Source organism: Streptomyces lasalocidi (assembly GCF_005280215.1).
Lineage (GTDB): Bacteria > Actinomycetota > Actinomycetes > Streptomycetales > Streptomycetaceae > Streptomyces > Streptomyces longwoodensis.
On the sequence record NZ_SZNQ01000001.1, the window covers coordinates 5,601,040 to 5,613,698 of the forward strand.

General features: G+C 76.5%; 6 protein-coding genes. 3 read left to right on the plus strand and 3 right to left on the minus strand.

Features of this window, described 5'->3' with window-relative positions:
• The first annotated feature begins 112 nt into the window (after nt 1–112).
• Both E4U91_RS25375 and E4U91_RS25380 read left to right on the plus strand, forming a co-directional pair.
• Entirely contained in the window at nt 113–3,802 is a 3,690-nt protein-coding gene (locus tag E4U91_RS25375; RefSeq protein WP_137308967.1) for a S1C family serine protease, read from the plus strand.
• Nucleotides 3,803–3,935: 133 nt separating this feature from the next.
• The gene (locus tag E4U91_RS25380; protein ID WP_137308968.1) at nt 3,936–4,892 is read left to right on the plus strand and encodes a bifunctional riboflavin kinase/FAD synthetase; all 957 of its coding nucleotides are present in this window, start codon (nt 3,936–3,938) and stop codon (nt 4,890–4,892) included.
• Between the two features lie 132 nt (nt 4,893–5,024).
• On the opposite strand, the gene E4U91_RS25385 is transcribed toward E4U91_RS25380, so the two are convergent.
• The 3 genes from E4U91_RS25385 to eccE form a co-directional block, all read right to left on the minus strand.
• Nucleotides 5,025–8,315 (minus strand): SCO5717 family growth-regulating ATPase, encoded by a 3,291-nt coding sequence (locus tag E4U91_RS25385; protein WP_241678678.1) that lies wholly within the window; start codon nt 8,313–8,315, stop codon nt 5,025–5,027.
• A gap of 377 nt (nt 8,316–8,692) precedes the next feature.
• Nucleotides 8,693–9,472 carry a hypothetical protein gene (locus tag E4U91_RS25390; RefSeq protein ID WP_241678679.1) on the minus strand — a complete coding sequence of 260 codons (780 nt, stop codon included), beginning with the start codon at nt 9,470–9,472 and terminating at the stop codon, nt 8,693–8,695.
• Complete coding sequence (eccE, locus tag E4U91_RS25395; protein WP_137308969.1) at nt 9,472–10,800, minus strand: type VII secretion protein EccE; 1,329 nt, start codon at nt 10,798–10,800, stop codon at nt 9,472–9,474. The genes E4U91_RS25390 and eccE overlap by 1 nt, the downstream gene beginning before the upstream one ends.
• Nucleotides 10,801–11,086: 286 nt before the next feature.
• Here eccE and eccB point away from each other — a divergent pair, with 286 nt between their 5' ends.
• Nucleotides 11,087–12,607: a type VII secretion protein EccB gene (gene eccB / locus E4U91_RS25400; RefSeq protein WP_137308970.1), complete on the plus strand. Its 1,521-nt coding sequence runs from the start codon at nt 11,087–11,089 to the stop codon at nt 12,605–12,607.
• Nucleotides 12,608–12,659 lie beyond the last annotated feature (52 nt).

Genomic DNA, 12,659 nt, shown 5'->3' on the forward strand with positions numbered 1-12,659 from the left:
CGGAGCGAACCTGGGGAGCGCAGGGGGGCGCGTTCCCCCGCCGACCTGTCCCGCTGATCATTTCCCGCCTACCGTCGAGGACGAGCACGCGGGCGTGGCGGGAGGTACGACGATGACGGCAGCCGTCCCACCCCCCGACGCCGCCCTGGTCCGCGTCCGGGACCTCGCCGGCCGCCCCCGCGGCGCCGGCTTCGTCGCCGACCACCACGGCACCGTCGTCACCAGCCACGAAGCGGTCGACGGACTGCCCCGGCTGGTCCTGCTCACCGCCGACGAGCGCTCCGTCGAGGTCACCGCGGACGCGGTCACCCCGCTCCCGGAGCTGGACCTCGCCCTGATCCGCATTCAGGGCCTGGAAGTACCCCCGCTGCCGGTCACCGCCCGGGACCGGGTCGACGCGGGCACCTACGTGCGCCTCCTCGCCGGCTGCTGGCGCGAGGCGCGCGTCCTGGCGTCGGCCTCCGTGACGTACACCGCCACCGACCGCGTCCACGTCGTCGAGGACGTGCTGGAACTGGCGATCGGCACGGCCGGCCGGGACGCGCTGCGCCTCGGCGGGGGAGCGGCCGGCGGCCCGGTCCTCGACGCGCGCACGGGTGCCGTCGTGGCCGTCGTCGGCACCGCCCTGCGGTCCGGCCACAACGAGACCGGCTTCGCCGTGCCGCTGCGCCCCGCGACCGGCCCGCTCGCCGACCTGCTCGCCCGCAACGCCGCGACGGTCCCGGCGTACGGCGCCGACCTCGGCCTCGCGGGCGTCCTGGAGCTCACCGCCACCGCCCTCGGCTCCGACGGCCCGCCCGGCACGCTCCCCGGCCACCCGGCCGGAGCGCCGGACCTCGTCGAACGCCCGGCCGTGCGGGAGGCGTTGGCCGCCTTCCTGGCCGGCGACACCCCGGTCCTCGCCCTCGTCGGCAGGCCCGGCAGCGGCCGTACGACGGAACTCGCGGCGCTCGCCGCCCGGCGCGCCCTGGGCGCGGAGCCCGCCCCCACGCTGTGGCTGCGCGGCGCCGACCTGGACCCCGGGGACACTTCGCTCGCCGACGCCGCCCGCCGCGCCCTCGCCCGGGCCGCCCGGGTCGTGGCCGCGTCGCACGGGACGACCCCGGCGGACCTCGGTGACCTCGACCCGGACCGCCTGGCCCGGCTGGCGACGGCGTCCGGCCGCCCGCTCCTGCTGGTCCTCGACGGCCCCGAGGAGATGCCCCCGGACCCGGCCCACCGCCCGACGGCCTGGACCCGCGCCACCGCGCGCTGGCTGGAGGGGGCGGGGGCACGGCTGGTGCTGGGCTGCGGCCCGGAGTACTGGGAGGGCGTGGGCACGGAGTTCCCGCAGGAGATGCTGCACGGCGGTGCCCGCCGCCCCGCCCCCCACGTGCCCCTGCCCGACCTCACGCCCGAGGAGGCCGCCCGGGCCCACACCGTCCACGGCATCCCCGACGGCGCCCTGAGCGGCGCCGACGCCCGCCACCCCCTCACCCTGCGGCTGCTCTCCGAGGTCCTGTCGGCCCTGCCCGGTGGGTCCGGCCCGCCCGGCCCCCTCGACCGCGACGACGTGTTCGCGGCCCACCTGGACCTGTTGTGCCTGCGCGTGGCGGTGCGCCTCGCCGCGGAGAACGGCCTGCGCGGCACCGCCGTGCGCCGCCTCGCCGCCCGCGTGGCCGGCCAGGTCCACGAGGCCGCCCGGCGCAGCCTCGGCCCTGGTCAGGGCGCACTGGACCGGGAGACCTTCGAGGCGGTGTTCCCCTGGGGCCCCGCCCCCGCCCGCCTGGGCGGCGGCACCGGCTGGGCGTCCGCCGTCCTCACCGAGGGCCTGCTCGTGCCGGCCGGCAGCGGCTACCGCTTCGCCCACCAGGACCTCGCCGACTGGATCCAGGGCATGCACCTCGACCTCGACGGCGCCCTGCACGCCCTGGTCCACCGCCCCCGCGTCCAGGACGACGGCGGGCCCGGACCCGACCAGGTGCCGGTCCCGCACCACCGCATCGGCCCGGTGGTCGAGGCGCTGCTGCACCTCGCCCGCCAGCACGGCACGGGCGCCCTCGCCGAGCGGCTGCGCGACCTGGTCCACGCCACGGACGCCGACCCGGGGGGCTGGTGGGCACCCCGCCTGCTCGACCGCACCCTGCGCCGCGTCCCGGACGCGACGCCGTACACCGACGTCCTGCGGCTCCTGGCGGACCGTACGGCGGCGGCTCGGGGGCGGGGCGGGGGAGTGGGGGGCGGGGGGAGCACCGGGGAGCTCGTGGGCCTGGTGGATACGGCGGGCCTGGGAGATGGGGCGGGCCTGGCGGATGGGGCGGACGCGGCGGACGCGGTAGAACTCCCGGGCGAGGCAGAGGCCGTTGACGCGGGCGACTCGGTCATCGCGACGGGCTCGACCGACGCGACGGGCTCGGCCGACTCGGTGGGCTCGGTCGACTCGATCGACCTGATCGGCTCGACCGACGTGCGACCGCCGTCGTGGCCCGGCGAGTTCGGGCCCGCTTTCTGGGCCGGGCTGCCGCTCTCGCTGGAGACCCGCCTGGATCTCCTGCGCCGGCTCGTCCTCGCCGACCCCGCCCCGCAGGACGCCGGCGCCCCCCGCTACCTGGACTCCGTGGCCGCACTCCTCGCCACCGCCCCCACCGCCGTGGCCGCGCAGCTCACCCGCTGGTTCGACGACGAGCGCCCGCTGCCCGCCACCCCGCACGCCACCGTCGCGACAGCCGCGCAGGCCCTGCTGCACACCCACCGGCACCGCGCCCTGGACGACCTCACCGAGATCCTGGTCGACTGCGCGCACCGCCGGGCCGACGAGCTGCTCGCCGCCCTGGCCGAGGAGGAGCCGTCGGCGCTGTGCCGGGCCGTCGACCGGTGGGCGCACGACGAGCGGCCCGCGCGCCGGGTGGCCGCGGTGACGTACGGGCTGCGCGCCGCACCGCACGCCGGCACCGACGCCGACCGCGACCTGCTGCGCTACGCGGCCCTCGCCCTGCTCTCCCGCCCCGCCGACGCCGCCCTGCACGGAGGCGCGCTCGGCCTGCTCGTACGGGACCCGCGCACCCGCGCCCGCCACCTCCCGCAGGCCGTCGAGCACTTCCTGACCGGCGACCCGCAGCTGCCGCCGAGCGCGCTGCTCGCCGCCCTGGACACCCACCCCGAGCCGGTGCTCGACACCGTCCGGGCGCGGCTGCGCCACCGCGACGCCGACCCCGGCCGGCTGCTGTGCGACCTGATCGAGGCCACCGCCGCCACCTCGGCCGCCCCCGCCCTGGTCCGGCGGGTCGTCGGCGTGGTGCGCGACGCGCTGGAGCAGCGTCCGGAGGCGGCCGGTGGGATCGCCGCGTACGTCGACCGCCGGCTGGACCGGCCGGAGGAGGTGCCCGACGTCCGCCCCGTCCTGCGCCCCCTGGTCACCGGGCTGCTCGACGGCGGCCCCGAGCGGGTCCGGGCGACACTGGCCGCCGTGCTCACCGCGCCGGGCGCCCCCCGGTCGCGCCCGCTGCGGACCGAGCTGCGCGCGTTCCTGCTCACGCACGAGAGCGAGCCGTCCGTCCTCAGCGCCGCCCTGCACGCGGCGGCCCCGCAGGAGGGCCCGCACGTCCGTGACCTGGTCCGCCGCATCGGGCTGCTCCTGGTGCGCACGCCCGAGGGCGCGGCCCGCTTCGACCGGGGCGTCGTCGACCTGGGCCGCCACGTCCCGGGCTTCGCCGCGCGGATGGCGGCCTGGCTGACCGAGGAACCCCAGGAGTGGGCGGCGGTGGTTGGCCCCGGCACCCGACGGATGATCGAGAACCTGGCCGGGGTCCGGGTCCCGGCGTGACCGGACGCGGGTGCGCACGTGCGCCCGGTCACACCTCCATGCCGATGCGGGCAGCGGGCACCCGGCATGGCACCCTTAGACCTGCGCAATCGGTCAACGGTAGATACGGACACGGGTTCGAGGAGCGGTCACAGTGCAGCGCTGGCGTGGCTTGGAGGACATCCCCCAGGACTGGGGGCGCAGCGTCGTCACCATCGGCTCTTACGACGGGGTCCACCGCGGCCACCAGCTGATCATCAAGCACGCCGTGGACCGCGCCCGCGAGCTGGGTGTCCCCTGCGTCGTGGTGACGTTCGACCCGCACCCCAGCGAGGTCGTCCGCCCCGGCAGCCACCCCCCGCTGCTCGCCCCGCACCACCGCCGCGCCGAGCTGATGGGCGAGCTGGGCGTGGACGCCGTGCTCGTCCTGCCGTTCACCACCGAGTTCTCGAAGCTGTCCCCGGCCGACTTCGTGGTCAAGGTGCTGGTGGACAAGCTGCACGCCCGGGCCGTCGTCGAGGGCCCCAACTTCCGCTTCGGCCACCGGGCCGCGGGCAACGTGGAGTTCCTCGCCGAACAGGGCACCGTCTACGACTTCGAGGTCGAGGTCGTCGACCTGTACGTGTCGGGCGAGGCCGGCGGCGGCGAGCCCTTCTCCTCCACGCTCACCCGGCGCCTGGTCGGGGAGGGCGACGTGACCGGCGCCGCCGAGATCCTCGGCCGCCCGCACCGGGTGGAGGGCGTGGTCGTCCGCGGCGCCCAGCGCGGACGCGAACTGGGCTTCCCCACCGCCAACGTGGAGACCCTGCCGCACACCGCGATCCCCGCCGACGGCGTCTACGCCGGCTGGCTGCACGTGGGCGACGAGGCGATGCCGGCCGCGATCTCCGTCGGCACCAACCCGCAGTTCGACGGCACCGAGCGCACGGTGGAGGCGTACGCCATCGACCGCGTCGGCCTCGACCTGTACGGCCTGCACGTCGCCGTCGACTTCCTGGCGTACGTGCGCGGCCAGGCGAAGTTCGACTCGCTGGAGGCCCTGCTGGAGCAGATGGCCGAGGACGTCAAGCGCTGCAAGGAGCTGGTCGCGGAGGCGTCGGCCGGGCGGTGAGCCCGCCGCGCCGGGTGGCGGCGAGCGACGGAGCGCAGTGACGGAACGCGTGAGGGCGGCCGGTGTCGGTGTCGACACCGGCCGCCGTCGCGTTCCCGGGCCGCGGGTCGGGGCCCGCTCGGGCCCTGCTGCTTACTGCTGCTGCGGAGGCGGCGGGGGCGGGGTCCGGCCGTCACCCGGGGCCTGGCCGTAGTCCGGTTCCTGGCCGTAGTCAGGCTCTTGGCCGTGGGCCTGGGCCTGGGCCTGGGCCTGGGCGTGACCCTGACCGTGGCCCGCCGGGGCGCCGTGGGGCGGCTGCGGGTAGCCGGGCTGGGCCGTAGGGGCTGCCTGCGGGTACGGCTGCTGGCCCGGTTGCGGCGGGTACGGCTGGCCGTAGGGCTGACCGGGGGGTGCGGGCTGGGCGGGCTGGGCGGGCTGACCGGGGTAGCCCTGCTGTCCGGGCTGGCCCTCGTATCCGGCATAGGGCGGCTGGGAGTAGGGGGAGGCTTGGGGGTAGGGCTGCTGCGGGGGGTACGGCTGGGCGCCCTGCTGCGGGTACGGCTGACCCGGGACAGGGCCCGGCCCGGGCTGACCCGGCATCGGCTGCCCGGGGACCGGCTGACCGGGCATCGGCTGGCCCTGGACCGGATGGCCCGGCAGGGGCGGGGCGGCCACCGGGGGCGGGTTGCCGTCGCTCGTCCACAGCCCGTGGGCCTGCTGGTGCCGGACGAAGTCCTCGGCGACCATCGCCGCGAGGTTGAAGTACGCCTCCCGCACCTTCGGCCGCATCATGTCGAGGTCGACCTCGGCGCCGGCCGCGAGGTGCTCGTCGAACGGCACGACCACAACGCCCCGGCAGCGCGTCTCGAAGTGCGCCACGATGTCATCGACCTTGATCATCTTGCCGGTCTCGCGGACACCCGAGATGACGGTGAGGGAACGCGAGACGAGGTCCGCGTACCCGTGGGCCGACAGCCAGTCCAGCGTCGTACTGGCGCTGCTCGCCCCGTCGACCGAGGGCGTGGAGATGATGATGAGCTGGTCGGCGAGGTCCAGCACGCCGCGCATGGCGCTGTAGAGCAGGCCGGTGCCCGAGTCGGTGAGGATGATCGGGTACTGCTTGCCGAGCACGTCTATCGCGCGCCGGTAGTCCTCGTCGTTGAACGTCGTGGACACGGCCGGGTCGACGTCGTTGGCGATGATCTCCAGACCCGAGGGCGCCTGGGACGTGAACCGCCGGATGTCCATGTAGGAGTTGAGGTACGGGATCGCCTGGACGAGGTCACGGATGGTGGCCCCGGTCTCCCGGCGCACCCGTCGGCCGAGCGTGCCGGCGTCCGGGTTGGCGTCGATCGCGAGGATCTTGTCCTGGCGTTCGGAGGCGAGGGTGGAACCGAGGGCGGTGGTCGTGGTGGTCTTGCCGACGCCGCCCTTGAGGCTGATGACGGCGATGCGGTAGCAGGACAGCACCGGCGTGCGGATCAGCTCCAACTTCCGCTGCCGCTCGGCCTCTTCCTTCTTCCCGCCGAGCTTGAAGCGGGAGGCGGCGGCAGCGGGCCGGCCGCTCTTCGCCTTCTGCTTCTTGTTGATCAGCCGGTCGGACGACAGCTCGACGGCCGCGGTGTAACCGAGCGGGGCGGCACCGGGGTTGACCGGTTGGCGCTGGTCGTGCCGGATGGGCTGCGGCCAGGCGGCACCGGTCCGCGGGTCCACGGGCGCGGTGGGCTGCGGCGGCTGCGCGGGGCCGGGCTGCTGGGGGAAGCCGTAACCGTCCTGCTGGACAGGGGGGTTGGGCTGGGCCTGCGGCTGCGGCTGCGGTTGTGACGGGGCCTGTGGCTGCGGCTGGGGTCGGTGGGGGAAGCCGTAACCGTCGGCGGGGGCGGCGGGCGGCGTGGGGCCCGGCTGCGGGAAGCCGTACGCGCCGGGTGTGTGGGGGGCGTTGGGCTGGGCCTGGTGCGGGAAGCCGTAGCCCGGCCGGGAGTTGGGCGGGCCGGGCTGCTGCGCCTGCTCGGGCTGGGGCTGGAACGGCTGCGGCTGGGCCTGTGCTTGCGGCGCGGGCGGCTGCGGGAAGCCGTAACCGGCCGGGGTGGGCTCGGGTGACGGGGCCTGGTGCCAGGCGGGCGGCGCGGGCGCGGGTGCCTGCGGGTGCACGGGCGGCTGGTGCGGTGCGGGCGCGTCCGGGAACTGCGGCGGGTGCGGCTGCGCCGACGGCTGCTGCTGGGCGGGCCACTGGGCGGCCGGCGCGGGTGCGGCGGGCTGGTACGACGGCGGCAGCGGCGGCACGTCGGCGGACGGCGCGGGCGGGGGAGCCCAACCGGGGTGGGCGTCGGCGGCCGGGCTGGGGGCAGGGGCGTCCGGGGAGGCGGGCGCGGGCTCCGGCTGGGGGGTCTCCTCCGGGGTGGAGGGGGCCGGGTTGTCGTCGGCGGCGGCTGCGTCGGGCGCGGGGGAGTCCTCGTCCCGGGTGTCCGGCGTGCCGGAGGGACCGGCGGCGCCGGGCGTCTCCTCGGCCGGTACCGGCTCGGCGGACGGGGTGGAGTCGTCGGTGTGTGCGCTGGTGTCGGCGTCGGCGTCGGCGTCGGCGTCGGGGCCGTCGTTCTGAGTCCCGGCGGCGGCCGGCTCCGCCTCGGCCCCGGTCGGCTCCGACCGCTCGCGCTCCTCGGCCTTCTCCTCCGTGGCGGCGGCCAGGGCCTGGACCCCCTCGGTGGCGGCGGCGAGATCGGCGAACTCCCGCTTGACGGCGGCCGGCGCGAACTTCATGGTCGCCCCGCTCTCGAGGTCACCGTTGTCCTCGTCCCCGGCGACCGGAGCCACGGGCTCCGTGGCGGGCGGAGCCGGGGGCTGGGCCGGGGGCGTCCGCGGCTGCGTCGCGGGCACCGCCTGGGGCGGCTGCTGGGGCTGCACCGCCTGCGGCGGCTGTGCTGCCTGCGGCTGCTGCTGCGGCTCGAACCCCGGAGGGAACGGCACATCGGGTGCAGGAACGGCCGGGGGAGGCACGTAGGCCCCCTGGGGCAGCGACGAAGGCGGTGCAGGCGGAGCGGGCGGCCCAGGCGGCCCGGGCGGGAACGGTACCCCGGGCGTGTGAGGCAGGGGAGGAGCGGGCTGCGCGGCCTGCGCGGGCGGTGCGAGCGGCGCCGGCTGGAACGGAGCCGGAGCCGGCACCGGAGGGGGAGCGGGCGTCGGCGCGGGCTGCGGCACGGCGGCCTGTCCGCCCCCGGCACCCGTCCCGGCCCCCGCCCCGGAGGTCGCCTCCCCCGAGGCGTCCTCCGCCGGCGCGTCCGCACCGCTCCCGGCACCGGAGTCCCCGGAAGCGTTCTGCGTGTACCACGCCGGTGGCGCGTAATCGATGGTGAACTCGCCCGTCATCTCGATGCCGGACTCCGCGTCGGGCTGGTCATCGCCGGGTGTGGCCCAGCCCCCGCGGATCCCGTCCCGATCGCTGCTCACAATTCCTCCTGGTGCGGTCGGCCCCTCTCCTGCCGTGCCGGGGCGACCATGTGTCGTTCGTATCGTCCGAAGTGCTGCGAAGCCGAGGCAGTTCCGAGCGGTGCGGCATGCGGTCCACCGGCTCTCCCCCTGGGACGCGGACCACCTCTCCACGGGTACTGGCAGCGCGCCCTGTCCCAGCCTAATCACCAGTAGCCCCGACCCGGCAGGCCCGCCCGCCCCCGCGCAGCGGTCCGCTCCGTCACGCCGGGTGCCGCAAAGCCGCACGTACAACTCGTAAGGCCGTAAAAGGGACTGACGCTCAGACCGGGGCACCGAATGGCGCACCCGCACGCGCCGGGCCCCCACCTCCACTCCGCGGTCTTCCTCGGGTCCCCTCAGTCCACTCGTCGAGGCGCCCCCAGCAGCCCCACCTCGGCGTCCGTGGGCTGGGTCATCACGTACTGCCGGTCCTGTTCCGCGCACCAGAGGGTGAGCCCGTCGGGGAGGCCCGGCAGGGCCTCGTACTCGGCGGGCGGCAGGCCCGTCACCCGGCCGATCTCCCGGGCCTCGTCCGGCGAGACCCGCTGCACGCCCACGAGGAGCGCCTGGCGCATCAGCCGGGGCGCCACCGGGCTGAGGTACGGCAGCAGGGTGAGGACCGCCTGCCAGGGCGCCGACGTCACCCGCCCGCGCGGCGGACGCATGCCGCAGTCACGGATCACCAGCACGGGCGCGCCCGCGGAGGCGCCCTGCGGCGGCACGCGCCCGACCTCGTGCACGGTCATCCCGGCCTGTCCGCCGCCGACGGCCTGTACGAGCTGGGCCCATTGCTGCGGGCGGCCGGTCTCGACGGCGACCCGCGCGCCGGTCGCCGTGGCGCGCAGCGCCAGGACCTGCGCGGTCCACAGGCTGCCGATGAGCACGATGTCGTAGGGCGTGGGCCGGTTGACTCCCAGGACGGCGGGTTGACCCGCCGCGTTGACGCCCGCGACGACACCGTCGTCCCCGAGGGGCAGGGCCAGCGCGTCGACCTGGTCGAAGGTGAGGGTGTGCCGCGGATGCCGGGGACCGAGCAGCCCGAAGCCGGTCCGCAGCCGCTGCCGGAGCCCCGGGGCCGGGGGAGCGGGCACGGGCGCGGGGCGGGGAGGGGCGGCGGGACGGGTGGCCGGGTTCATCAGCGGGTGCCTCCGAGCGGCAAGGTCGCGAGGACGCCGGGCAGTTGTTCGCGGTCCAGGCGCACCAGGCCGGTGCGCGTCTCGCGCGCGGCGCGCTCCAGCTCCTCGCGGGCGGCCGCCAGCTCGTTGCTGCTGCGGCCCGTGACCCGCACGTGTCCGCTGACGGTCACGTCCCGGTGCCCGCCCCGGCCCAGCGTCAGGCTGAACGTCGTGGCCAGCGCCGGTACGGAGGTCAGCCGGGCCACCCACTGCGGCAGCCCGGCGGGGGAACCGTCGAGCGCCGGCCAGCGGCGCACCCAGTACGTGGTGTGCCGGCGGTTGTCGCAGCGCCAGCTGTCGCCCGACTCCCCGGTGCGTCGCCGGGGCACGGCGCCGGGCTCGTTCTGCGCGGCGGCCTGGGCGGTCACCATGGGGTTGGCGCACACCGAGGTGGCGATCGCCGCCGACAGCTCGTCCTCGGTGAGGACGGTGACCCGGAAGCCCGCACCGGTCAGCCGGCTCGACAGGTGGTCGGCCGAGCGGACCAGGCACTTCTGCGCCCCCGGCAGGCCGCCGCCGCGCGCGGCGACCGCCTCCGGGCACAGCTCGGGGTCGAGCTTCAGCGCGATCCACAGGATGCGCACCGCCGGTGCCGCCGACTGGGCGAGCAGGCGCTGGTAGTTGGTGACCACGAGGGACTGCTGCGGCAGGTGCGGGGCCGGCGCCGCCTGCGTGTGCACGACCACCTGGGCCGACTCCAGGCGTATCCCGTCGACGTCGAGCACGTCGCGCACGAGGCCGAGCGGCAGCGGCCGCAGGCTCCGCTCGGCACGCAACGCCCCGGTGTCCGACTCGACCTGGAGCACCACCGTCAGGAAGCCGCCGTCGCCCACCATGCCGACGGGCCGCTGCTCGCCCTCGCGGGTGTGGCTGTACGTCCGCAGGTTCGGGTCGCACTCGACGGCGGGCGCGAAGCCGGGGTCGGTTCCCGGCGGCACGGTGCTGCGGGCGGCCAAGCGCCGACGCCCGCGCAGCGCCGCCGCGTTGATCAGCCACTCCGGCAGGGAACGCCGACGACGCCGTACCAGCGCGAGGGCCACGAGCGCTGCGGCGGCCACCCCGGCCGGTACGAGCGCGACCGGCCCGGCGAGCCACCCGCACACCACGAGCGCGGCCGCCACCTCGAGCAGCACCAGCCGCTGCACCGCGAACGAGCCCCCGCGCGCCGAACGCACCGTCAGCTGCGGGGACACGGACCGCCCGACGCCAAAGGACCCCGCGCCCGCGCCGCCCGAACCCGCGCCGCCCACAGCCGCGTTGCCCGCGCCCGCGCCGCCGCCCGACCCCATGGATCCGTCCGACCGCCCAGCGGACGGCGCCCCCGGTTGCGATCGCGACCGGCCCGGTGGTGCCAAGGCCATCACCCAAACCCCCCGAACTCTCCTGGAACATCCGCGCGCCCACCGCCCGGCAGGGCCAGAGCACCCTACCGGTGCCGCACGCGGTACCACCCAACAGGCATAGTAGGGGCCGGGTCTGACAGCGCGGGCCCGTGAGGCGGGCGAGGGCGGGGGCGTGCCTCCGGCGGGGCCCGTCGGGCCTCCACCACTCCGCACGGGGAGAGAGCGGACACAGATGGCATCACGGCGCGACGAACTGAACGCCTACACCTTCGCGAAGCGCCGCCTCCTCGCGTCCTTCCTCCAGCCGTCGCCGTCCGGCTCGGAGGAGGGCGCGCCGAGGCCGCTCGGCGCGGTCGTGCCGAGCGTCGTCGTCGGGGTGGTGGTGCTCGCGGTGTTCGGGGCGATCGGCCTGTTCAGTCCGACGGCACCCAAGGGCTGGGACGCGCCGGAGGAACACGTCATCGTGGCCAGCGACTCCACCACCCGCTACGTCGTGCTGAGGACGGATGGCAAGGCCCAGCTGCACCCCGTGCTCAACATGGCCTCCGCCAGGCTGCTGCTGAAGCCCGGCAGCAGCGTCCTCACCGTCGACGAGGAGGTCCTGGACAGCGGCGAGCCCCCGCACGGCGCCACGATCGGCATCCCGTACGCGCCCGACCGCCTCCCGTCCGCCGGCGAGGCGGCCCGGGCCAAGCGCTGGGCGGTCTGCGAGCGCCCCGCCGACGGCGGCCGCGCCCTCCAGAAGGCGGCCTTCGTCCTCGCCGAGAAGGAGTGGCCGCGCACGGAGGGCGCCGGGAAGCTCTCCGCGGGGGACCTGCTGTACGTCGTCGGCCCGGACGGCACGACGCGGTACGTCGTCGACGCCCGGGGCACCGCATACCGGTTGACCGACCCGTCCGACCGGGAACTGCTGAAGGCGCTCGACACGCGCGGCCGCGCCCCGCAGCGCGTCTCCCAGGACTGGCTCGACACCCTCCACCAGGGCGACCCGGTGTCCGTCCCGCGCATCGACGGCCCCCCGGGCGCCCCGGCGCACGCCTCCGCCGGCCTCGGCGCGTACGACCGGGTCGGCATGGTCATCAAGGCCTACGACGGCTCCGTCATGCAGTACTACGTCGTCCTGCCCGGCCGGGTGGCCCGCGTCACCGAGTTCACCGCGACCCTGCTGCTCAACAGCGGCGACCTGCTCGCCGTCGGACAGGCGGGCGAGGCGCGGCAGGTCAGCCCGGGCGCGGTGGCCGACAGCACGGCGTTCGCCGGGGAGAAGGACTGGCCGTCGTACCGTCCGAGGACCGTCAACGCACCCGGCGGCGCCACCGGCCGCGGCACGGTCTGCAGCGTCCTGCGCTCGGTGGACGCCAAGAGCGGCCGCACGACCCTGTCCACCTGGGCGGGCACCGGCTTCCCCGCCCCGCTGGCCACCGGCTCCTCCAGCACGTACGTCACGCCCGGCTCGGGCCAGCTGTACCGCCAGTTCAAGGGCACGGAGACCAAGGCCGGCGCCGTCTTCCTGGTGACCGACACGGGCCTGCGCTACGCCCTGCAGTCCAACAGCGACAGCGCGACCGACGACCAAAGCGTCGGCACGTCGGCCAAGCAGCGCGAGGAGGAACTGAGCGAGGCCCGGATCGCCCAGACCCGGCTCGGCTACGAGGCCGTGGACCCGGCACCGGTCCCCGCGGAGTGGTCGACGTTCCTCCCGACCGGCCCACGCCTGTCGGAGGCGGCGGCCCGCCTCCCGCAGGGCTCGTGACGGACGCGGCGGGGGAGAGGGCGGCGTACATGAGGACGACTCAGCACCGCGT

What these genes read in the sequence shown, in the direction of transcription:
- eccE (WP_137308969.1), bottom strand. Translation starts at nt 10,800, where the DNA reads ATGGGGTCGGGCGGCGGCGCGGGCGCGGGCAACGCGGCTGTGGGCGGC.
- E4U91_RS25390 (WP_241678679.1), bottom strand. Translation starts at nt 9,472, where the DNA reads ATGAACCCGGCCACCCGTCCCGCCGCCCCTCCCCGCCCCGCGCCCGTG.
- E4U91_RS25375 (WP_137308967.1), top strand. Translation starts at nt 113, where the DNA reads ATGACGGCAGCCGTCCCACCCCCCGACGCCGCCCTGGTCCGCGTCCGG.
- eccB (WP_137308970.1), top strand. Translation starts at nt 11,087, where the DNA reads ATGGCATCACGGCGCGACGAACTGAACGCCTACACCTTCGCGAAGCGC.